The following is a 22,408-nucleotide window of genomic DNA, read 5'->3' as shown; positions in this document are numbered from 1 at the left end:
TCATCGCCCCAAGCACTCGACACGACTAACGTCGCGAGACACATCAATGCCCCCAGCAAAGGCCAGATGAAGCGGGAGCGTCCCCAACCGCCCCAACGGAAACTACGATGGTGATGATTGGGCGAGCTTGCTAACTTGCCGGGCATGTCCTGCGCATTCATTCCGTCAGAAAGAGGATTCACCGGTGCACATCAGGAGCGTCCGATTTCGGTTCGCATCTCCGCCTCCCCCCCAAACGGCGCCACCACATCAACGATCCGCTTGTTCGCCCCGCTCTTCCACTCCGCCGGCGTCAGCCGCACATCGCCTGCATCGATCCGCTTCGCGACGATCTCGTCCGCCAGCGCCCAGAACGCGACTCCGATCGGCTGCTCGCCCTTGTAGAAGATCCGGAACTGCTGCAGCAGGATCGCCGGCATCACCAGCCATTCGAGGTCGCCGAGCGGGATCGCCTTGTGGCGGGGCGACTGCGTCATCAGCCAGGTGATTTCGCCGAGCACCTGCGACACGGTCTTCGGCGGCGGGGCCGCTTGTGCGGCGGCGGAAGCACCAGACTCGTTCGCCGCCTGAGCGCCGTTCGCGGGCGGAGCGCTGCCGGCCGCTCCACCGAGGCCGGCGCTCGCCTGCCCCGCTGCATCTGGCGTCGGCTCTTCGATCCGCTGCGCGGCTCCGGTCTTCGTCATCCGCTTCTCTCCACGCTTCGTCTTTCCAGTGCCCGGCATCGGCGGCTCCTCCTTGCGAGAAAAGCCGAAGTCTAGAGCACGCGGCGTCTCATGCACAGCACGGCCGGTTCGCGGCCGAGATGCGCTGATCAGTCCTGTCGTTGCGGAATGAATGGGAACTTCGCCGGCGTCGCGCGCCGCGAGAGTGCTCCCGATCTATGGATCGCCTGCCATTCCCAACCCCTGCGGGTGACGCTAGACGAAACAACCCGGACACATCAAGCAATAATTTGATGACGGAATTATCGGGACGTCGAGCGTGTGGATTTCGCCACGCCGGCGTCATGAAGGATGTTGCAGCGTGCCGCGTCACGAGAATGCCTGCGCTGTTGTGCGAACGCCGTGACGGAGTTTGAAGCAGCAGCGTCCCAACTCTCGTGTCCCGGACGCGCTGCAACGCTCTTGGCGTTGCTGCGCAGAGCCGGGACCCAGCAGGCCACGGCACACGCTGATGCATGGGCCCCGGCTCTGCAGCGCCCCGTCGAAGGGACGCTGCGCTGCATCCGGGGCACGAGAGCGGAGTTTGGGCGCGCCTGTTTCCGCTCGTCATTGCGAGCGAAAGCGAAGCAATCCAGAATCCCTCCGCGGAAAGATTCTGGATTGCTTCGTCGCAAGGGCTCCTCGCAATGACGGAGTGTGTGGCCACGGCGCGCCTCTCTCCCGTGTCCCGGACGCGCTGCAACGCCCTTCGCGTTGCTGCGCAGAGCCGGGACCCAGGAGGCCGCGGCATTCGCTGATGCATGGGCCCCGGCTCTGCAGCGCACCGCTGGAAGGAGCGCTGCGCTGCGTCCGGGGCACGAGACCTTTGTTCAACGGCACACATGATTGATCATCCTCGCGGCGGATTTCGCCCGAGCTTTGCCTGATCGCTTCGCCCTCTTGAATGGAGAGGGCGCAGGGAAGGCCGGGCGCCGGCTGGCACCCGCGGTCCACTGTGCGAATCCTGCGTGACAAGAAGCTGCACAGCGGCATACAGGTGCAGCCAGGACATCCCGGCCTTCCCTGCGCAGTGGGTTGACGGCTTATGTCGTGCTCTCCCCGGGGAGCGTTGCACTATTGCCCCCGTCGCCTTGCGGATGGCTGACGCGCTTGCCCGGTTGAGCAATGCACATCACCACAAGACTTGGCGCACAGACCCCGGGCGCCAGGACCACACGATTTTGCCGTACGCCGATCACACCGGTCGTGTGCGCGACGGCCTTGCTCACGGTGACCCGCCCTGCAAGACCCTTCGCGCCGATGCCATCGGCGTCCACCGCCGCCCGGCCCGCGTTCGTGACGATCGCGATACGCCCCTCTTCCTTGGGCCGGGATGCCGCAACACATACGCGATATCCGAATTTCGGTAAAGTGGAATATTTTTGGCGCCAGGCCTTGCCCCACCGCTCGCGTGTTTTGCCCGTCAGGCAACGCAAGGGCTTGTAGCCCGGGCTCCATCCACGGGCGCGGCCAACCTCTCCCGCCTGCGGGAGAGGTTGGCCACGGAGCGCCGGGTGAGGGTTCTCTCCAAGCTGGGACTCCCGATGCGGAGATATCCTCTCCCCGGCGCTCCCCCGCAAGCGGGGGAGGGAGCGCACCGCGATCGGAGCGACATGATCATCGCCAGGGCTGCACGATGATCTTGGTATGGGCTTCTGGATTGGCGAGGTCGGCAAAGGCCTTTGCGACGCCGTCGATGCCGACTTCGGCCGTCACCATGGCCGCGGCATCCACCTGCCCGTCCGCGATCAGGCGCAGCGACGCCGCGAACTCCTCGGGCGTGTAGCCGAGCACGTACTGGACGTTGAGCTCTTTCATGATGCCGAGCATGGGCTCGTTTCGGTCGTTCTCCATGCAGACGCCGACCACGACGATTTTGGCATCCCGCGGGGCGCCTTCGAACACCTGCTGCAACAAGCCGGGCACGCCGACGCATTCGAAGATGATTGCGGGCTTCAGTGCCGGCAGCATCGCCTGGAACGGAGGCCGCGCCGCCTTCTCCGCCTCGGACATCTGCGCGTGCTCGGCCCAGGTCGCATAGGGCTGCGACGCCTTTGGATCGACCACGATATCGGCGCCGAGCCTGGCCGCGAGCGCGCGCCGTGCCGGCGAATAGTCGGCGGCGATGATGGGATGCAGTCCCCTCAGCTTCAGCGCGGCGATCACCGCGAGCCCGACCGGGCCGCAGCCGATCACGAGCGGCACCTCGCCGCCGCGGATGTTGGCTTTCGCCACGGCGTGGACTCCGACCGCGAGCGGCTCGGTCAGCGCCGCGTGTTCCGGGGCAAGGCCGTTCGGCACCTCGAGCAGCAGAGCTTCGCTCAGCAGCATCGCCTCGGCATAGCCGCCGATATTGTCGTTGGAATAGCCGATGCCCTCGACGCCCTGAGGTGTCAGCAGCGCCGGCAGCGAGCAGACGCGCGTGCCCGGCTTGAGCTTGCGCGCTGTGCCCGGACCGTAGTCGACGATCTCGCAGCAGAACTCATGGCCGAACACGACGTCGCGGGTGAGGTCCATCGGCTTGCGGCCGGTCTTCTTCGCCATCTCCACCATGCGATGGGCGTGCTGGCGCGCGTGCAGATCGGAGCCGCAGATGCCGCAGGCGAGCGTCTTGACCAGCACCTGGCCGGGGCCCGGCTTGGGCTCGGCCATCTGGCCCACGACAATCTCACCGTCCCTGAAAATCGCAGCGCGCATTCGGCTCCTCCCCTGTTGTTGGGGCCGTTGATAGCACGAAGCGGGACGCGGCGACTTGCGTCAGGGGTTCGGGGAACGCTCTTCCAGCACCAGGAGCTGGGCGCGGCGGACGCGCTCGCGATGGGCGATGTAGAGACCGCTGGCGACGATGAAGGCGGCGCCGACGACGGTCCAGACGTCAGGGACCTCACCGAAGATGAAGTAGCCCAGAATGCTGACCCAGAGCAGCTGCGTGTAGGAGAATGGCGCCAGCACCGAGGCATCGCCATAGCGATAGGCCAGCACGATGATCCACTGTCCGACGGTCGAGGCAACGCCGATCACGATGCCGAGCCCGATCGCGGTCCAGCTCGGCGTCACCCAGACGAACGGCACCATCACGGAGAGGATGGCGACGCCGGTCAGCGCGGAATAGGCCATGGTTGTCAGCACGGCCTCGCGCCCGCTCATCATGCGCGTCAGGATCAGCGCGGCAGCCCAGCAGAACGCCGAGACGATCGGGAAGAACGCGGCAGCGTGAAACGCGCTCGTGCCCGGCCGCAGGATGATCAGCACGCCGGTCAGGCCGATCGCGGTCGCGATCCAGCGCCGCATGCCGACCTTCTCGCTGAGGAAGATGATCGACAGCGCCGTGACGAACAGCGGCGAGACGAAGCCGGTGGCGGACGCTTCCGCGATCGGCAGGAAGCTCAAGCCGGTGATGAAGAACAGCGAGGAGCCGAGCAGCGCGGCACCGCGCATCAGCTGCAGGCCGAGCCGCTCGGTGCGCATCGCATGGAGCGGCGAACCCGGCAGCATCACCGGCGTGAACATCAGCGCGAACGTGACAAAGCGAATCCAGGTGATCTCGATCGAGGGCAGGCTGGTCGAGAGATATTTCGCGGTGGTGTCGGAGCAGCCGAGGAAGATCGTCGACAGCAACACCAGCGCGATGCCCTTGAAGGGATGGTCGACTCGCGCAGGTGCGCGGCGAGCCTTCTGCTTCTTCTCCGGCACGGGCATGGGGATACTGTCGAGCCTTGCGGCTGCGGCGGGCGGCGGTGTCACGGCTGGAACCCGGGAAAATGCGAATCGAGAACGGTTGTAAAAAACGCCAAATGCGCCGCGTTCACAACTTCCGAAAACAGGATGCCGATATGCACTGACGTCCGCGCGCGTCAATGCTCCGTTAATAATGAGCGTTTGTGCACTACAGCATGGGCAGACTGCGCGGCTTCGGACCGCGCGGAAACGCCGCATCGAGCGCCGCAATCTCGTCTTTCGTCAGCACGAGGCTACCTGCCGCCGCATTCTCGGCGGCGTGTTCGGCAGACGAGGCCTTCGGAATCGCGAACACCGTAGTCGCACGGGTGAGGAAGCTCAGCGCGACCTGACGCGGTGTCGCGCGCCGCACCTCAGCAATGCGGGTAAGCACCGCGCCGCCCTTGCTGCGCGCATCCGGAAAATCGTCGTGCCCGAACGGCGAATAGGCGACGACGGCGACACCATGCTTCTCGCACCACGGGATCACCGCATGCTCGATCGCGCGTTCCTTCAGATGATAGAGCACCTGATTGCAGGCGATACGGCCTCCGCCGGCCACATCGAGGATCTCGTCAAGGTCGTCGGCGTCGAAATTGGAAACACCCCATGATTTGATCTTCCCTGCCGTCACGAGGTCCTCGAACGCAGCGACCGTGTCTTCCAACGGATAGGAACCGCGCCAGTGCAGGAGATAGCAGTCGAGACGATCCGTCTTCAGCCGCTTCAGCGAGCGCTCGCAGGCGGTGATGGTTCCGCGGCGCGAGGCGTTGCTCGGCAGCACCTTGGAAACCAGGAACGCCTCGTCGCGACGGCCCGCGATGGCGTCGGCAATGACGAGCTCCGCATCGCCATACATCTCGGCAGTGTCGATATGCGTCATGCCGAGATCGAGCCCGCGCTGAAGCGCGGCAATCGCGCGCTTGCGGTCGCCGTGGTCGAGATACCAGGTGCCCTGCCCGATCACGGAGACGCTGGCGCCGGTTTTGCCGAAGGAGTTTGTGTTCATGTTAGAGCTCACAGTCCGCCGATATCCGCCACCAGCACGCTGCCGGTCGACGACTCCGTGACATAGAGACGATCCTTGTTGGCGCCACCGATCGCGACGTTGGTGCAATTCGGTCCCGCGCACGATTTGATCCGCGCGATCAATTCGCCGTTGGGAGCGAACACGAAGACGTGGCCGAGCGAGGCGTGGCCGACGAACAGTCGGCCCTTGGCGTCCATCGTCATGCCATCGGGTCCGCTGGTGCCGAACAGCGAGCAGAAGCGGCCGACCTTGGACACACTGCCGTCCTTCATGAATGGCAGTCGCCACACTGCATTGTCACGGGTCATGGCGACGAACAGCACGGTTTCGCTGGGGTCAAGCACCAGGCCGTTGGGACTGATGCCGGTGTGAAGCAGGCAATCGAGCCGGCCGTTCGATGCCAGCCGGTAGACCCGGCCGCTTGCATCGTGCAGGCCGGTCTGGCCCTGATCCGTGAAATAGATGTCGCCGTTGGAGGCAAGATGCAGATCGTTGCAGCCGCGGAACGATTCCGAATTGCGCGCGGTCAGCACCGGCTTCACGCGGCCGGCCTTGGCGTCGAGCTCCATGATACCGTGCATGTAATCGGCGACCAGGATGCGACCGTCGGATCCGATCTTCAGCCCGTTCGGCCAGCCCTCATATTCGACCACGAGCGACCATTCACCATCGGGCGCGACGCGGAAGATGCGGCCGAACGGAATGTCGACGATGTAGAGATGACCGTCCCCGTCGAAGGATGGTCCCTCGATGAAGCTGTCTGTCGGCAGATTCGGCCGGTTGGCATCGGCCCAATCGGTCCGCACACCCTTGCGGCGGAACTTGTCGGGCATGGCGGAGAAGAGCTTGGTTTCGATAAGGCGCGGCGGCGTTTCCAGGTACATCATTGTTGTCGTGACTGTTCCCCTTAAAGAACGGAGCGCGCGTCAGCTTAAGCCACGATCCGGCGGGCGTCGAGGCAGACAGATCGGAGCAGCGCAGCGATCCCTCGCACCTTTGCAGCTGCACTTCAAGGATTCCATGACCATGGCCCGCGCAAGCCTACTCCAACGATGTCCGCCAAACTCAGGCTGGAGGCTTGCGATTGCAGCTCTCTTCGCCGACAGGCAACTCGACCTGCGGTCCGTCAACAGCAACGAACGACCATCTGTAGCCATCGCGATAAAGGATCAGCTTCAGGAATCCTCTGCTCTTGTTGGCAAAGCGCTCGCTCAGCGGATGCTTGACATAGGTGGAATACAACGTCGCGCCCCCGGTGCCGACGACGAACGAGCGCACACCTTTGCTGGCGTCCACCTTCCCCTTACCGCCAACCTTCGGAAACTGCTCGAGGTGATGGTCGTGCCCGGAAACCAGGATCGTCGCACCCTGTTCGTACAAGATCGGCATGAGCTGCGCGATCGGCTCATAGGCCTTCCCCTTTCCATGCTCACCTGAACTCGCGAAGAACGGATGCGTAAAGACTAGTACGCAACGGGCCGTTGATGCCGAAAGCTGTTCCTTGAGCCACTTCCTTGGATCGACGTCACTGCCGTAAAAATTCAGTCCGGCGAGTAGCCACCCCTCGCTGTTGGGAAAGCGGGTGACAAAGCTCAGTCTCTTGTCTTCCGCTCCAGATGGACTGCCCGCCCCGCTCTTCAGCTCCGCAATGCGCTGACCAAAGTACTCCCGGTAGTGCTTCACCGGCGTGAGTTTCTTGGCGGGCGTAATATCGTCGGAATAGTCGTGGTTTCCCGGTACGGGAAAGATACGGTTCTTATACACGCCCCATGTCGCGACGAAGCTATTGAAGCAGGACGCGTAAGTCCCGGGCTGCGCCTTCTGGTGTTTGTAATCCGCATAGGCCAGATCGCCCAAGGCCAGGATACCGAGCGGAATGTCCTTCGCGGCCTCGATCTCCTTCTGGATCTGCCCTGCCATCGCGGCATGCTTGTCGCCGGTCTGATGGCAACCCGTGATGTCGCCCGCGGCCAACAGAATTGCGATCGGCTCTCCGCTCGGGCTGTCGGCCCGGCAGACCGTCAGCCCCAAAGCGGTGAGGGTCGGCAGCAAGCAGCCGACCAACAGCGCCCAATTGCGAGGCCTCGTAGGGTTTGAAAGGACGTTGGCAATTCTTCGGAGCATCATCATCTCCAATAGCTCGCTGCTCACCCGGCAATCCGGGATTGCGTTAAATCGATTTGCAGAAATCGCGCTTAAGTTGAGCGATGACGCATCAACTTGCAAGAAGGAACGAGAAACGAGGAGACGGCGCGGCTGCGTCAGAATGTATCACGACCGTTGGAAAGCCCACTGAAGTGCGGGAAATCGCGCCGCTTCAACAACCCAAGCCACATTCCGGATTCGCGGCCGACAGCACGGCTGATTTGCTTCGCGCTATCGTGAGTCGGCGACGGCGGGATCTCTATCCCACCGCGCTCGCGACCTTCGACTGCCGCGCGGGCAGGTCCGTCGTCGCAATCAACCGCTTCAGCTCCGGGATGCACGACCCGCAATTGGTGCCGGCCTTGAGCTTGGCGCCGATCTCGGCGGCGGTGCGTGCGCCGGCCGCGATGGTGTCGCAGATGGTTCCGCGGCCGACGCCGAAGCAGGCGCAGACGATCGGGCCGGTCGACGCGGCGCCCTCGCTGGATTTGCCCGACAGCAGCATGCGACGCTGATCGTCGGTGACGTGGTCTGCGACGAACAGGCTCTTCACCACCTCCCAGTCGCCGGCGTCATGCGCGGGACCGACGAACAGGCAGGTCTCGATGCGATCGCCCACGAACGAGGCCGCACGATAGACGCCACCGCCGAGATCGCGGTAGTCCGCAACGTCCTCGCCGGCGACACTCGCGAGCCAGGCCGGCCAACGTGAAAGGTCCGCATTGTCGGCAAAGAGATAGCCGAAGCCGCCGGCGACGGTGACGCGGGTCCACAACAGGTTCGGCGGAAGCTCGAGCTGCTTGCGCGACAGCGCAAAGCCGCGGAAGACGAATTCGTAAGGCGCGATCGCGGCCGGCGTCGCCTTGGACTCCGGCTGCCCGGAGAACGGATCGGTGAACGACTGCACCAGCGCGCCGACGCGGCCGTGCGAGGCATTCATCGCACTCCAGTGGATCGGCACGAACAGCGTGCCGCGCTGCTGGCTCTCGCTGACGACCGCCTTCAGGATGCACTGCCCATAGTCGGTGGTGATACGGGCATAGCCATCATGGGCAATGCCGTATTTGCCGGCGTCGTCGGGATGGATCTCGACGAAAGGCTCCGGCAGATGCGCGCCAAGGCGCTGGCTGAGGCCCGTGCGCGTCATGGTGTGCCACTGGTCGCGGATGCGCCCTGTGTTGAGCCTAAGGGGGCGCGAGGCACTGGTCTCGCTACGCAGCGACGGCACCTCCGGCGCGACGAAGCGGCCCTTGCCGTCATTGGTGAAGAACCCGCCGTTCGCGAAGAAACGCTCGCCGGGCACCCCGCCTTCGCGCACGGGCCACTGCACCGGCTTCAGGGTGTCGAAGCCTTCGTCGGAGAGCGAGGTCAGCGCGCCAATGTCGAAATCACGGCTGCCATCGTTTTCGAAAGCCGAGAGCGCGGCATGCTCGCGGAATATCTCGGCGGCGGATTTGTAGTTGAAGCTGTCGCCGAAGCCGAGGCGCTTTGCGGTCTCGCTGAGGATCCACCAATCGGGGCGGGCCTCGCCGGGCGCCGGCAGGAACGAGCGCTGGCGCGAGATGCGGCGCTCGGAGTTGGTCACCGTGCCTGACTTCTCGCCCCAGGCCAGCGCCGGTAGCAGCACATGCGGGCCGGCCTCGACGGTGTCGTTGGAGAGCACGTTCTCGGAGACGACGAACAGCTCGAGCTTCTTCAGCGCCTCGCGCACGAAGTCCGCATCGGGCAGCGACACCGCGGGGTTGGTGCCCATCACCCACAGCGCTTTCACTTCGCCGCGGTTGATCGCCTCGAACAGCTGCACCGCCTTCAACCCCTCATGAGTGGCGATGCGCGGCGCCTTCCAGAACCGCCTGACGCGGTCGATGTCGGGCGGGGTGAAGCCCATGTGGGCGGCCAGCATATTGGCGAGGCCGCCGACCTCGCGACCGCCCATCGCATTGGGTTGGCCGGTGAGCGAAAACGGCGAGGCGCCGGGCTTGCCGATGCGTCCCGTCGCGAGATGGCAGTTCAGGATCGCGTTGACCTTGTCGGTGCCCTGCGCCGACTGGTTGACCCCTTGCGAATAGAGCGTGACGACCTTCTCGGTGGCGCGGAACATCTTGAAGAAGGCGGCGACGTCCCGCTCGGACAGGCCGGTGGCGAGCGCGGTCGCAGTGACGCTGCCGGCGATATTGCGCGCACGCGCCAGCGCGTCATCGAAACCCGACGTGTTCTGCGCGATGTAGTCATGGTCCAGTGCTCCGCTGTCGACGAGATGGACGAACAGGCCGGAGAATAGTGCGGTGTCGGTGCCGGGCTTGAGGCCGAGGAAAAGGTCGACGTCTTCAGCGGTGTCGGTGCGCCGCGGATCGATCACGATCATGCGCGCGCCGCGTTCTTGCCTGTTCTTCAGCATCCGCTGGAACAGCACCGGATGACACCAGGCCGCGTTGGAGCCGACGAAGACCAGCAAATCGGCCTGATCGAGATCCTCATAGCAACCGGGCACGGTATCCGAGCCGAAGGCACGGCGATGGCCGGCGACCGAGGACGACATGCAGAGCCGCGAATTGGTGTCGACGTTGGCCGTACCGACAAAGCCCTTCATCAGCTTGTTGGCGACGTAATAGTCTTCCGTCAACAGCTGGCCGGAGAGATAGAACGCGATCGCATCGGCGCCGTCGCGGGCCACGATGTGCTGCATGCGATGGGCGACGTGATCCAGCGCATCGCTCCAGGCCACGCGCTCGAGCACGCCCTTGCAGCGGATCATCGGATAGAGCAGACGTCCTTCGAGGCCAACGGTCTCCCCGAGCGCAGAGCCTTTCGAACACAGCCGGCCGAAATTGGCGGGATGATCGGGATCGCCCGCGATCGCGGCCCCGCCCTTGCCGTCGGGTGTCGCCAGCACGCCGCAACCGACGCCGCAATAGGGGCATGCCGTTCGGGTGGCACGGAGGTCTGGATCGATTGCCGTCATATCAAGCCGCTTTCGAAGGCAGCGCAAGCGCGCGGCCGAACATCATGTCGGCGCGGATCGCCGCCACCTTGTCGCGAGTGCGGATCAGCTCGAGATACCAGAGCGCATCGATCGTATCGCCGATCAGCACCGCGCCGGTGAGCCGGCCGTCAGTGATCACGAGCTTCTTGTAGGTGCCGCGCCTGCGATCGGTCAGCACCAGGCTCTCGCTGCCCTCGCCGCCCATGAAGTCGCCGGCGGAGAACACGCTGACGCCGGAGACCTTGAGGTTGGTCGAGACCACACTGCCCTGATAGGCGGCGGGTCGGCCGGCCAGATGCCGCGCCAGCACGCGTGCCTGCTCGTAGGCGGGCTCGACCAGGCCATAGCAGGTGCCGCGATGCTCGGCGCATTCACCGAGTGCGAAGATGTCGGGCGAGGAAGTTTGCATCACGTCGCTGACGACGACGCCGCGGTTGACCGCAATCCCGGCCTCCTTCGCCAGCGCGACGTTCGGCTTGATGCCGGCAGCGAAGATCACCGCATCGGCCTCGATGCGGCTGCCGTCCGCAAGCTCTACGGCCTCGACGTGACCATCGCCATGGATGCGGGCGGTGGAGGCGTTGAGCAGGATGCGGATGCCCTTGCGCTCGACCAGCGTCTTGAGCAGGTCGGCCGCGGGCGCGTCGAGCTGACGCTCCATCAGCCGGTCCATCAGATGCAGCAGCGTGACGGGCGCGCCGGCCTTGGCGAGGCCATAGGCTGCTTCAAGTCCGAGCAGGCCGCCGCCGACCACGACGACGCGCTTCTTCGCCGCGGCGAGCGTCAGCAAGAGATCGACGTCGCGGGTGTCGCGGAAGGTGTGAACGCCGGCGAGATCGGCGCCGGGCACGTTGAGCCGCAGCGGCGTCGAGCCGGTCGCGAGCACGAGCTTGGAATATTCCATGCTCTCCTCGCCCTCGATCTTCAGCTCACGGCGGCCGACATCGATTTCGGTGACGCGATAGCCGTAGCGGACGGTGACGCCGCGATGGCGCCACCAGTCCGCCGGCCGCAGCTCGATCTCGTGCGAGCCGGTCTCGCCGGCCAGCACGGATGAGAGCAGCACGCGATTGTAAGCGAGCCGCGGCTCTTCACCGATGACGGCGACCGCGTAGCGGCCGAGCGCGGTCTTGGCGAGCTCGTCGACCAGACGCGCGGCTGCCATACCGTTACCGACGATGACCAGCGGTTCACTCACGAGGCATCTCCTATTCAGCGGCCTGCGGCCGGGCGCCGTAGGCTTCGGACATCATGTAGCCGGACAGCACGCCGTAAGCGTCGGTCCAGGCCTTTGCCAGTTCGGGCGTCCACGCTTCGCCGAGACCCTTCTCCAGGGTCCACAGCAGCGTCGCGCCGACCACGGGATAGTGCTCGGCCATCGCGCCGTAGGCGACGTGACGCTTGGCGAGTGCGGAGGCCGCGGGAAGAATCGTCTCGAGGTTCGACAGGCCGCCCACGACGGCAGCGAGCATGCCCATCAACTTCTTGCGCTGCTCGGTCATGTCCTCGGGAAACATGGCGCGCACAGACGGCGCCACCTCGAACAAGCGATCGTAGAACAGCACCGCGGCCTGCTCCGATATCGGTGCGACCTTGGCGAAGCTCTGCTGGATGAGGGTGATCTGTTCGGGCGTCATGATGTGCTCCTGTCTGTCTCGGTTTGCCTTGGTGCGCGCCGTTGCGAACAAGGTTCATGGGTCAAACGTCATCAGAGAGTCTTCTCCCCGCGTACGGGGAGAAGCGACATTCGTGCCAAGTAACTTGCGCCAAGTGTCAGACCCTTGCTTCAGCAAGGCTTGAGGCGCCTTCGCCCTGCGGACTGCGACGCAGATAGAACCACCAGGTCAGAGCGAGGCAGGAGGCGTAGAAGCCGAGATAGATCGCGAGCGCGAGCTGCGGGCCGCCGGTCAAGGCGATCGACTTGCCAAAACCGGTCGGGATCAGGTAGCCGCCGACGGCGCCGATCGCGCCGATGAAACCAACCGCCGCACCGCTCTCGATGCTCGCCGTCTTCAGCGCAACCGCGCGCGCCGCATCGCCCTTGCCGCGCACCTTGAACAGGTTTTCTTCGCGGAAGATCGAAGGGATCATGCGGTAGGTCGAGCCGTTGCCGATGCCCGTCGTCACGAACAGGATCAGGAACATCGACAGGAAGCCGATGAAGTCCTTGTGCCCGACGAAGTAGAGCACGCCGACCGTCGCCGCCGCCATCGCGATGAAGTTCCAGAAGGTGAGGATGGAGCCGCCGATCCTGTCGGCGAGCCAGCCACCGAGCGGTCGCGACAGCGAACCGACGAGCGGTCCGAGGAACGCGATCGAGATCGTCACCGACGGGAACTGCGTCTTGATCAGCAGCGGAAACGCCGCGGAGTAGCCGATGAAGGAGCCGAACGTGCCGATATAGAGGTACGCCATGATCCAGGTGTGCTTGCGCTTGACGATGGCAAGCTGGTTCCGGACCGACGATTTCGCCGTGGTGAGATTGTTCATGAAGAACACCGCGCCGAACACCGCGATCGCGATCGGCAGCACCCACATCAGGCCGGCGTTCTGCAGGAACACGCCGTCGACCGGCGTGGCCTGGAACAGGTTGATGACGGCGAGCGTCATCAGGATCGGGGTCAACAGCTGCACGCTGGAGACGCCGATATTGCCGCCGGCGGCGTTCAGGCCGAGCGCCCATCCCTTCATCCGGTCGGGGAAGAAGAAGGAGATGTTGGTCATGCTGGAGGCAAAGTTGCCGCCGCCGAGACCCGCGGTCGAGGCGATCAGCAGCATCAGCCAGAACGGCGTGTCGGGCTGGCCCACGAAATAGGCCAGCGACAGCGTCGGGATGAACAGGATCGCCGCGCTGAAGATGGTCCAGTTGCGGCCGCCGAAGGTCGTGACCGCGAAGGTGTAGGGAAAGCGCATGAAGGCGCCGATCAGGCCCGGCACAGCGACGAGCTGGAACAGCTGGTCGGTAGTGTAGTGGAAGCCCGCCTGCGGCAGCTTGGTGGTGACGATGCTCCAGATCAGCCAGACCGAGAAGCCGATATGTTCGGCTACGATCGACCAGATCAGGTTGCGTCGGGCGATGGTCTTGCCGCCCGCATTCCAGAACGCCTCATCTTCGGGGCGCCAGTCTGAAATCCAAGTAGGATTCTTCGTCATTGAGTATCCCTTCCAGGCTCACCGCTGCGTCGTTGCAGGCTCTGCCTCCAGACAAGGAGGCGCGCTCCGAGGCATCACCCCGGTGGCGAGTTCACGATGCTGATTGATGATGTTGAGGGACGTCGTCGTTGGCGTCGCGCAAAGACGTTTCAATTTCCGTGCCAATTGCGCGCACGCTGGAAATTCAGGGATTTCAGGACGTTATTCGCATTGACCGAAATTGTTGCAGGGCTTTCTCGCACGCTTAATTTGCGATTCGCTCAATCCTTGTGCGACGCACAAGGATTGAGCGAGATGTCGATTATTTGAGCGCAGCTATTCCTCGCGTTAACGCCTGGTTTACGCGGCCTCAACGAAGCGATGACGCTCGTAGAGGAATTCGAGCACGCGCTGGCGGCACTTCAGATATGTGGTGTTGGTGGCGAGCTCGAGCCGTTTGCGCGGACGCGCGAGCGGCACCTCCAGCACCTCGCCGATGCGCGCGCTCGGCCCGTTGGTCATCATCACGATGCGGTCGGACAGCAGCACGGCCTCGTCGACGTCGTGGGTGATCATCAGGATGGTGTTGCCGAGCTTCTGATGCAGCGCCATCACGGAGTCCTGCAGATGCGCGCGCGTCAGCGCGTCGAGCGCGCCGAACGGCTCGTCCAGCAGCAGCACCTTCGGCTCCATGGCCAGCGCCCGGGCGATGCCGACGCGTTGCTTCATGCCGCCGGAGATTTCGTTAGGACGCTTGTCCCGGGCATGGGCCATCTGCACAAGGTTGAGATTGTGCATCACCCAGGCGTCGCGCTCGGCCCTCGTCTTGGTCTTGCTGAAGACCTTGTCGACGCCGAGCTTGACGTTTTCGTAGACGGTGAGCCACGGCAACAGGCTGTGGTTCTGGAACACCACGGCGCGGTCGGGCCCCGGCGAGTTCACCTCGCGGTTCTCCAGCAGCACGCCGCCGGTGGTGGCGCCCGTCAGCCCTGCGATGATGTTGAGCAGGGTCGACTTGCCGCAGCCGGAATGGCCGATGATCGAGACGTATTGCCCCTTCTCGATGGTCAGGTTGATGTCCTTCAGCACCTCCGTGGTGGCGGCGCCGCGGGTGAAGATCTTGTCGATGTGGTCGAGCTTCAGATAGGCGGTCATGTGTCCCTTCCCCTTAGCTTGTCGCGGTGCCGCGGGTGACGAACTTGCCGAGGCCCGCAATCAGGCGGTCGAGCACGAAGCCGACGATGCCGACATAGAACAGCGCCAGGATGATCTCGCTGATGTGCGAAGAGTTCCAGGCGTCCCAGATGAAGAAGCCGATGCCGACGCCGCCGATCAGCATTTCCGCGGCGACGATGGCGAGCCACGACAGGCCGATGCCGATGCGAAGGCCGGTGAAGATGTAGGGCGCGGCCGCCGGGATCATGATCTTGGAGAAGAATTCGAGCGGATTGAGCTGCACCACCGCGGCGACGTTGCGATAGTCCTGTGGGATGTTGCGGATGCCGACCGCGGTGTTGATGATGATCGGCCAGATCGAGGTGATGAAGATGACGAAGATCGCCGAGGGCTGGCCGTCGCGGAACGCGGCGAGCGACAGCGGTAGCCAGGCCAGCGGCGGAATGGTGCGCAGCACCTGGAACAGCGGATCGAGTCCGCGCATCGCCCAGACCGACTGCCCGACCAGCACGCCGAGCGCGATGCCGGCGATCGCCGAGAGCGAATAGCCCAGCGCCACGCGCTGAAGACTGGCGGAGAGATGCCAGAACAGCCCCTTGTCGATGCCGCCATGATCGAAGAACGGATCGAGGATCAGCTCCTTGGTGTCCTTGAACACTTTTGACGGCGGCGGCAGCGCCGAGCCGGCGCGGCGGCAGACCAGCTCCCAGACGAGTGTCAGCAGCGCGATCACGACCAGCGGCGGGATCACGCGCACCGCAGTCTCCCTTGCCATGCGCGCGTAAGCCTCGCTGCGCGGCGGGCGCTTCGGCGTCATCGCGACGACCGGCGCGGCGCTGGCCGCAGGCGTCGCGGTCTCAACCTCAATCTTCGTGGCAGGCATGTTCATCGCAATATCTCTCCGGCTTCCCAAGACGAAGCGGCCGCCTCGCGGGCGGCCGCAGGGCTGCATCAGACTTCGACGCGCTTGATCGCGAGCGACTTCAGATAGGCCGCCGGATTTTCGGGATCGAACACCTTTCCGTCGAAGAAGGTCTCCTTGCCGCGCGAGGTCGAGGTCGGAATCTCGGCAGCCGCAACGCCGAGCGTCTTGGCCGCATCCCGCCACATGTCTTCGCGGTTGACCTTGGCGATCAGCGCCTTGGTGTCGAAGTTCGCCTCATACTTGCCCCAGCGGATGTCCTCGGTAAGGAACCAGAGGTCGTGACTCTGGAACGGATAGGAGGCGTGATCGCGCCAGTACTTCATGACGTGCGGCGAGTTCTCGACCACCTTGCCGGGGATGCCGTAATCGAACTTGCCCGAGGTGCGGTCGAGCACGTCCTCGACCGGGCAGTTCATCCACTGTCGCTTGCCCATGATGGCGGCGAGCTCGGCCTTGTTCTCGGCCTTGTCCGCCCACTGCTGGGCTTCCATCACGGCCATCAGGAGCGCCTTGGCAGCCTTCGGATATTTGTCGACGAAGGCGGCGCGCATGCCGAAGGATTTTTCGGGATGCTTGTTCCAGAGTTCTCCGGTGGTGACCGCGGTATAGCCGATCTTCTGATGGATCAGCTGCAGGTTCCATGGCTCGCCGACGCAGAAGCAGTCCATGGTGCCGACCTTCATGTTGGCCACCATCTGCGGCGGCGGCACCACGATGGTCTCGATGTCCTTGTCGGGATCGATGCCGCCGGCGGCGAGCCAATAACGAATCCAGAGGTCGTGGGTGCCGCCCGGGAAAGTCATCGCGGCCTTCACCGCCTTGCCCGAGGCCTTCTTCTTCTCCAGGGCTGCCTTGAACGGCGAAGCATCGACGCCGAGCTTGAGGTCGGCATATTCATTGGCGACGGAGATGCACTGGCTGTCGAGATTGAGCCGCGCCAGAATGTACATCGGCGTCGGCTGGTTGTTCTGCGTCACCTTGCCGGCCGAGATCAGGTACGGCATCGGGGTGAGGATGTGCGCGCCGTCGATGCCGTTGCCTTCCGAGCCGAGCACGAGGTTGTCACGCGTGGTGCCCCACGACGCCTGCTTCTGCACGTCAGTGTCAGGCATGCCGTATTTGGCGAACAGGCCCTTGTCCTTGGCGACGAACAATGGGCCGGCATCGGAGAGCGCGATGAAACCGAGCTTGGCGCCCTTGACCTCGGGACCTGCATCCTGCGCGAAGGCGCCGGCGGGGAAATTCAGCTTGGCGGCGGCGAGAAGGGCCGCGGTAGAGCCGGCGGCTTTCAACAATTGACGGCGGCTGAGGCCAGTCTCGGAGGGCCGGCGAATGCGCTTGGTCATAGGCGGTGTCGTCCTTTGCGTCGTTGCGAATGATTGCGTCAGTGCGCACGAGCAGCCCGTCCGTCCGTGACGCCCGAAAAGGGCGCATGCGAACGCGCGACGGGGAGACCCCCGTTCGGGTGGCGTCAGCAAATCGGATGAGAAGTCTCGCGGGACGGCTTCAATGGCGTCGGCCTGGAACCATTCAAGCTTCATGCCAAGCGCGCCTCCGTCAAAAACGACGATTAATCAAATGCTTGCGGTTATCGCGCCAGACTACCGCAGATCCGTTCCGCACGCGGAATTTGCGGTCTGCTCAACAATTGTGCGACGCACAAACGTTGTGCAAGCGCTCAAGCAAAAGGCGGCAAGATGCGCCAAAGCAGGATCGCAGCAGGTACCATCCGATTGATATTGCTTGATCTTTCAGCCTCCCCGCCACGGCACGCAACTTGCATTTCCTTCTGCGTCAACGAAGACTGCGGTTTGCCGCATTATTGCAGCCTCTGGCGGCTGCAAACCGGAAGCTCAACTGCTTCGCGGCCCTCCTCGGCTCAGTCGTCGTGACGCGATTCCCAAGGCTTCCAGACCTCCCATAGCCCTCGTGTGCGGCAACCAGCCCGCACGACCCATGATGTTCAGCCGCGCTCTCGCCAGGGGCGTGTCGGTCTCACTTACGAAGCAAAGGAACCATTGATGTCGTATCTCGCGCCTTCGGAATTCGTCACCAAGATGGTGGATGCAGGCGAGTCCAAGATCTTCATGTCCACCCGGGATACCATCATCCGCGCCTACATGGCCGGCGCCATCCTGGCACTGGCGGCCTGGTTCGCCGTCACGATCAACGTCAACACCGGCCAGCCGCTGGTCGGCGCGCTGCTGTTCCCGGTCGGCTTCGTCATGCTCTATTTGCTGGGCTTCGACCTCCTGACCGGCGTGTTCGTGCTCTCGCCGCTCGCCTTGATCGACAAGCGTCCCGGCGTCACCTTCGGCGGCGTGCTGCGCAATTGGGGCTTGGTCTTCGTCGGCAACTTCGCCGGCGCCTTCACGGTGGCCTTCATGATGGCCTTCGTCACGACGTTCGGCTTCACGCAGGCGCCCGACAAGGTCGGCGCCGCGATCGGCAACATCGGCGAGGGCCGAACGCTCGGTTATGCCGCGCATGGTGCGGCTGGCATGGCGACGCTGTTCATGCGCGGAATGCTCTGCAATTGGATGGTCTCGACCGGCGTCGTCGGCGCCATGATCTCGACCTCCGTCCCGGGCAAGGTCATCGCGATGTGGATGCCGATCCTGGTGTTCTTCTACATGGTGTTCGAGCATTCCGTCGTGAACATGTTCCTGTTCCCGTCGGGCCTGATGCTGCACGCAAAGTTCTCGATCATGGATTATCTGATCTGGAACGAGATCCCGACCGTGCTCGGCAACCTCGTCGGCGGCCTCGCCTTCACCGGCATGACGCTCTACGCCACGCACGTCATGACCCTGCCGAAGCGCCAGGTCGACAAGGCCGCGAAGCCCCGCGTCGTCGCCTGAGCGAAACGTCTCGACAGGTGAGCCTCGCCCGCGCAGGGTGAGGCTCCTCTCCCCTGGTGATGACGATGACCCGCGGACTTCTGATTTCGGTCGGCCAGCACTCCGACAAGGGTCGCAAGCCCGTCAACCAGGACTTTCACGGCGTCCTCATTCCCGAGGAGCCGCTGCTCGGCCTGAAAGGCATCGCCGCGGTCCTTGCCGACGGCATCTCCTCTAGCAGCGTGAGCCAGATCGCCAGCGAGTCGGCGGTCAAGAGCTTCCTGATGGATTACTACTGCACGTCGGAATCCTGGACGGTGAAGACCTCCGCCCGCCGCGTGCTGGATGCCACCAATTCCTGGCTTCATGCGCAGACGCGCAAGAGCCAATATGCCTATGACCGCGACAAGGGCTATGTCTGTACCCTCAGCGCCATGGTCATCAAGGCGACCACCGCGCACGTCTTCCATGTCGGCGACTGCCGCATCTACCGCGTCGCGGGCAAGGCGCTGGAGCAGCTGACCGACGATCACCGCATCATCGTCTCGTCCGAGCAGACCTATCTCGGCCGCGCGCTCGGCATCAACCCGCAGCTCGAGATCGACTACCAGGCATTCGAGGTCGAAGCCGGCGACACCTTCCTGCTGGCGACCGACGGGGCCTATGAGTTCGTCGACGCGCGTTTCATCACCGGCGCGCTGACCGAGCATGCCGCCGAGCTCGACGGGGCGGCAAAGGCGATCGTCGAGGAAGCCTACCGGCGCGGCAGCGACGACAACATCACCGTCCAGATCATTCGCATCGACGCGGTGCCGCAGCGCGAGCCGGCCGGCATCTTCAACCAGACCTCGGAGTTGCCGCTTCCCCCGCTGCCGGAGCCGCGGGCGCTGTTCGACGGCTACCGGATCGTCCGCGAGATCCACGGCAGCAGCCGCAGTCACATCTATCTTGCCGTCGACACCGAGACCGAGCAGCCGGTCGCGCTCAAGCTGCCATCGGTCGATTTGCGCGACAATGCGGCCTATCTCAAGCGCTTCCTGATGGAGGAGTGGATCGCACGCCGGATCGACAGCCCGCACGTTCTGAAGCCGCTGTCACAGTCGCGGCGGCGCGGCTATCTCTATGTGGCGACCGAATTCGTCGAAGGCCAGACCTTGAGGCAGTGGATGACCGACAATCCGCGCCCGGATCTCGAAACCGTGCGGGGCCTCATCGAGCAGATCGCCGCAGGCCTGCGCGCCTTCCACCGCATGGAGATGCTGCATCAGGACCTCAGGCCCGACAACATCCTGATCGACAAGACCGGCACCGCGAAGATCATCGACTTCGGATCGGTCAGGGTTGCCGGCGTCGCGGAAGCGGCGCCGCCGGACGAGGCCGACGAGATTCTGGGCACGGTCCAGTATACGGCGCCGGAATACTTTCTCGGGCAAGGCGGCTCGCCACGCTCCGACATGTTCTCGCTGGCCGTGATCTGCTACCAGATGCTCACGGGCAAGCTTCCCTATGGCGCCCAGATCGCGAAGGTCCGGCGCAAGGCGGACGTGCGGAGGCTGCAGTACCGCCCGGCCGGCGATGACCGCAACGTGCCCGCCTGGGTCGACGGTGCGCTCAGGCGCGCGCTGCATCCCGATCCCTACAAGCGGCACGAGGACCTGTCAGAATTCGTCTTCGAGCTTCGCTCGCCCAATCCGGCCTATCTCAACACCCGGATCACGCCGCTCTTGGAGCGCAGCCCGCTGATGTTCTGGAAGCTGACTTCGGCGGCGCTGGCGTGCGCGGTGGTCGTGCTGCTGGCGCTGCTGCACGCGCGTTAGAGGATGAGATCGTGAGGCACAGACGGCGGCTGCTGGTGGCCAAGCGGGCGTATACGGCCGGTCAGAACAAAGCAGCCTGCCAAGAACTGTTCTGACTTCTTGCGCGGCGGCGACCGACGGGGAATGGGCGGCAGGGAAACCCGCGGCCAGCGTCTTCAGTCAGATTTGGTGCCAAACTTCGCAACTCTGCGGGCGTGCTCCCATAGCTCGACATCACTAAAGTCCGTCAGTTGCTCAGCGCGTGTCTTTGCCGCGTCATCGTCAACGCACTCAAGGTTGACGGCTTTAATGTGGTGGCCGTCTCGGGAGATAAGGTAGGCTTTATAGTGTGACATATCCGATGCTCCTTGATGGGCGGGAGCATGCAGCACTCTCTGTCACCGATAGTAGCCAACAACGGACGGTGATCGGACCAATGTGCTCAGGCTTTATGTTCAGAACGCGACCCAACAATGTTGCAATCGACAATCGGCGCCCAGCGGGCTTCTCCAATGTCAATCCAGGATAGTCGGCGATATCGCGACGGCTCATTGGGAGTCTCGATACTCCCGCCACACGCAAACGCAGGTTCCATTTCGAAAGGAAGCCGCAAACTGGATCAGAACGGCCCTGATCAGACGTTTGGCCAGTCGTGTGGCCTCTCGTCCTTGGCCTTTTCCTCGTCCAGGAGTCGTAGCAACGTTTGGTGCCGTGCTTCGTCGCGTGACGGGTCACCCTCACTGACGGCGATCAGCTTCTGATAACGTCTGATGTTTTCGTGATTGATGTAGTTTTGCATTGCCCCCTCCGACGGCCGGGTAGCGTGGTGCGCTGAGACGAACACTAGCTACCCATTGCGCAATCGGCGCAAGGCCTATGTTGGGCGAGAGAGAAATGCCTCAACGGCACTGCCCTTCCGATGAGCGAGGACCCTTGATCCGGCCTCACGCCGGCTCCGCCGTCCTGGTCCCCAGCGGCTTCGGCGCCATGCCGCCGCCGGGCTTGAGGTGGAATTCGTAGGTCATCAGGTGCCACGGCCCGCTCGCCTTGGTGCCGTCGGGCATCGCCGGGTCGTTGCGCGGCTCGACCTTGGCGATGAGGTCGTCCTTGACGCCGAACACGACGTCGGAATCGAGATATTTGTCGCCGTCCATGAAGACGTGGGTGATCAGCGGCTCGTAGCCCTTTGCGTTGACCAGGAAGTGCACATGGGCGGGGCGCATCGGGTGCCGTTTGGTCTGCACGATCATCTCGCCGACGGGACCGTCGGTCGGGATCGGATAGCTGCACGGCAAGATGGTCCGGAAGAAGAAGCGGCCGTCGCTATCGGTGATGAAGCGCGCCCGCGCCGAGGCGCCGACCTCGTCATAGTTCGGCTTCTGGGAATCGTAGAAGCCGTCGTCATCGGCATGCCAGACGTCGACCGGGACGCCCGCGAGAGGCTTGCCCTTGAGGTCGGTGACGCGGCTTTGCACGAACATCCGTTCGCCGGTTTGGTTGTTCGGCGAGATGTCGGTGCCGTGCGCGGTCACCTTGTGCTCGCCGACATAGAACGGTCCCAGCACGGTGGTCTGGGTGGCGCCCTCGCGGTCGCGATGGTTGACGGCGTCGACCAGCATGGAGACGCCGAGCACGTCGGACAAAAGGATGAATTCCTGGCGGGTATCGGTGCATTTCTGCCCGGTACGGGTCAGGAAATCGATGGCGTAATCCCATTCCTCGAAGGTGAGGCCGGTCTTGCTCACGTAATCGTGCAGCGACTTCACCAATTCCTGGAGCAGGAATTTGGCGCGCGGATTGGGCGTGCTATCGAAGCTCCTGACGACGGCTTCGGTGAGATCGGTCTCGTTGAACTGGGTCATAAGCGTTTGCCCTCGCGTTTTTCTCGTTGGCCCGATTGGGCTCTCTGGAAGCGTTCCAGGGGCGAGCCTACACCAGTCGGCGGGGCAGCGTTAAGCGCAAC

Annotated in this window: 19 protein-coding genes and 1 pseudogene; 3 read left to right on the top strand and 17 right to left on the bottom strand. The window is 63.9% G+C overall.

The features are described from left to right. Window positions 1-191: 191 nt before the first annotated feature. The 11 genes from TSA1_RS32145 to TSA1_RS32080 all read right to left on the bottom strand — a co-directional run bounded on the left by TSA1_RS32145 (window position 192) and on the right by TSA1_RS32080 (window position 13,729). Window positions 192-683, bottom strand: coding sequence for a toxin-activating lysine-acyltransferase (locus TSA1_RS32145; protein ID WP_174719167.1), 492 nt, complete (start codon window positions 681-683; stop codon window positions 192-194). Between the two features lie 1,061 nt (window positions 684-1,744). Next, window positions 1,745-2,137, bottom strand: coding sequence for a hypothetical protein (locus TSA1_RS40800; RefSeq protein ID WP_245448456.1), 393 nt, complete (start codon window positions 2,135-2,137; stop codon window positions 1,745-1,747). A gap of 181 nt (window positions 2,138-2,318) precedes the next feature. Next, window positions 2,319-3,398: a zinc-binding dehydrogenase gene (locus TSA1_RS32120; protein WP_100179827.1), complete on the bottom strand. Its 1,080-nt coding sequence runs from the start codon at window positions 3,396-3,398 to the stop codon at window positions 2,319-2,321. A 60-nt stretch (window positions 3,399-3,458) separates the two neighbouring features. After that, a complete protein-coding gene (locus tag TSA1_RS32115; protein ID WP_174719355.1) occupies window positions 3,459-4,400 on the bottom strand; it encodes a DMT family transporter in 942 nt (313 codons plus the stop codon). 187 nt (window positions 4,401-4,587) lie between these two features. Then, window positions 4,588-5,427, bottom strand: a complete 840-nt coding sequence (locus tag TSA1_RS32110) for an aldo/keto reductase (RefSeq protein ID WP_100179825.1) — start codon at window positions 5,425-5,427, stop codon at window positions 4,588-4,590. An 8-nt stretch (window positions 5,428-5,435) separates the two neighbouring features. After that, window positions 5,436-6,332, bottom strand: coding sequence for an SMP-30/gluconolactonase/LRE family protein (locus TSA1_RS32105; RefSeq protein WP_100179824.1), 897 nt, complete (start codon window positions 6,330-6,332; stop codon window positions 5,436-5,438). A gap of 181 nt (window positions 6,333-6,513) precedes the next feature. Beyond that, on the bottom strand, window positions 6,514-7,599 hold the full coding sequence (locus TSA1_RS32100) for a metallophosphoesterase family protein (RefSeq protein ID WP_100179823.1): 1,086 nt from the start codon (window positions 7,597-7,599) through the stop codon (window positions 6,514-6,516). A gap of 253 nt (window positions 7,600-7,852) precedes the next feature. After that, window positions 7,853-10,555 carry a nitrate reductase gene (locus TSA1_RS32095; protein WP_100179822.1) on the bottom strand — a complete coding sequence of 901 codons (2,703 nt, stop codon included), beginning with the start codon at window positions 10,553-10,555 and terminating at the stop codon, window positions 7,853-7,855. A 1-nt stretch (window position 10,556) separates the two neighbouring features. Then, window positions 10,557-11,774 (bottom strand): NAD(P)/FAD-dependent oxidoreductase, encoded by a 1,218-nt coding sequence (locus TSA1_RS32090; protein WP_174719166.1) that lies wholly within the window; start codon window positions 11,772-11,774, stop codon window positions 10,557-10,559. A 10-nt stretch (window positions 11,775-11,784) separates the two neighbouring features. Continuing rightward, window positions 11,785-12,213 carry a globin family protein gene (locus TSA1_RS32085; protein WP_097659768.1) on the bottom strand — a complete coding sequence of 143 codons (429 nt, stop codon included), beginning with the start codon at window positions 12,211-12,213 and terminating at the stop codon, window positions 11,785-11,787. Window positions 12,214-12,349: 136 nt separating this feature from the next. After that, on the bottom strand, window positions 12,350-13,729 hold the full coding sequence (locus TSA1_RS32080; protein WP_100179820.1) for an MFS transporter: 1,380 nt from the start codon (window positions 13,727-13,729) through the stop codon (window positions 12,350-12,352). A 96-nt stretch (window positions 13,730-13,825) separates the two neighbouring features. On the opposite strand from TSA1_RS32080, the gene TSA1_RS39120 reads away from it, so the two are divergent. After that, on the top strand, window positions 13,826-14,038 hold the full coding sequence (locus tag TSA1_RS39120; protein WP_142252771.1) for a hypothetical protein: 213 nt from the start codon (window positions 13,826-13,828) through the stop codon (window positions 14,036-14,038). A gap of 30 nt (window positions 14,039-14,068) precedes the next feature. Here TSA1_RS39120 and TSA1_RS32075 read toward each other — a convergent pair whose 3' ends face one another. The 3 genes from TSA1_RS32075 to TSA1_RS32065 all read right to left on the bottom strand — a co-directional run bounded on the left by TSA1_RS32075 (window position 14,069) and on the right by TSA1_RS32065 (window position 17,155). Then, entirely contained in the window at window positions 14,069-14,863 is a 795-nt protein-coding gene (locus TSA1_RS32075) for an ABC transporter ATP-binding protein (RefSeq protein WP_100179819.1), read from the bottom strand. Between the two features lie 13 nt (window positions 14,864-14,876). After that, entirely contained in the window at window positions 14,877-15,773 is an 897-nt protein-coding gene (ntrB, locus tag TSA1_RS32070) for a nitrate ABC transporter permease (protein ID WP_100179818.1), read from the bottom strand. A 62-nt stretch (window positions 15,774-15,835) separates the two neighbouring features. Next, on the bottom strand, window positions 15,836-17,155 hold the full coding sequence (locus tag TSA1_RS32065) for a CmpA/NrtA family ABC transporter substrate-binding protein (RefSeq protein WP_100179817.1): 1,320 nt from the start codon (window positions 17,153-17,155) through the stop codon (window positions 15,836-15,838). A gap of 675 nt (window positions 17,156-17,830) precedes the next feature. On the opposite strand from TSA1_RS32065, the gene TSA1_RS32055 reads away from it, so the two are divergent. Together TSA1_RS32055 and TSA1_RS32050 are read left to right on the top strand one after the other, a co-directional pair. Then, window positions 17,831-18,670, top strand: coding sequence for a formate/nitrite transporter family protein (locus TSA1_RS32055; protein WP_100179816.1), 840 nt, complete (start codon window positions 17,831-17,833; stop codon window positions 18,668-18,670). A 59-nt stretch (window positions 18,671-18,729) separates the two neighbouring features. Next, window positions 18,730-20,466 (top strand): bifunctional protein-serine/threonine kinase/phosphatase, encoded by a 1,737-nt coding sequence (locus TSA1_RS32050; protein ID WP_174719165.1) that lies wholly within the window; start codon window positions 18,730-18,732, stop codon window positions 20,464-20,466. A 486-nt stretch (window positions 20,467-20,952) separates the two neighbouring features. On the opposite strand, the pseudogene fixK reads toward TSA1_RS32050, so the two are convergent. The 3 genes and pseudogenes from fixK to TSA1_RS32035 form a co-directional block, all read right to left on the bottom strand. After that, window positions 20,953-21,030, bottom strand: a pseudogene (fixK, locus tag TSA1_RS41215) (nitrogen fixation protein FixK); the annotation flags it as partial. Between the two features lie 49 nt (window positions 21,031-21,079). Beyond that, window positions 21,080-21,244 carry a hypothetical protein gene (locus TSA1_RS40795; RefSeq protein WP_168213562.1) on the bottom strand — a complete coding sequence of 55 codons (165 nt, stop codon included), beginning with the start codon at window positions 21,242-21,244 and terminating at the stop codon, window positions 21,080-21,082. Between the two features lie 145 nt (window positions 21,245-21,389). Next, window positions 21,390-22,307, bottom strand: a complete 918-nt coding sequence (locus tag TSA1_RS32035; RefSeq protein ID WP_100179812.1) for an intradiol ring-cleavage dioxygenase — start codon at window positions 22,305-22,307, stop codon at window positions 21,390-21,392. Between the last annotated feature and the right edge of the window lie 101 nt (window positions 22,308-22,408).

This window comes from Bradyrhizobium nitroreducens (assembly GCF_002776695.1).
Taxonomy (GTDB): domain Bacteria; phylum Pseudomonadota; class Alphaproteobacteria; order Rhizobiales; family Xanthobacteraceae; genus Bradyrhizobium; species Bradyrhizobium nitroreducens.
This window is presented reverse-complemented; position numbering and strand designations above follow the sequence as displayed.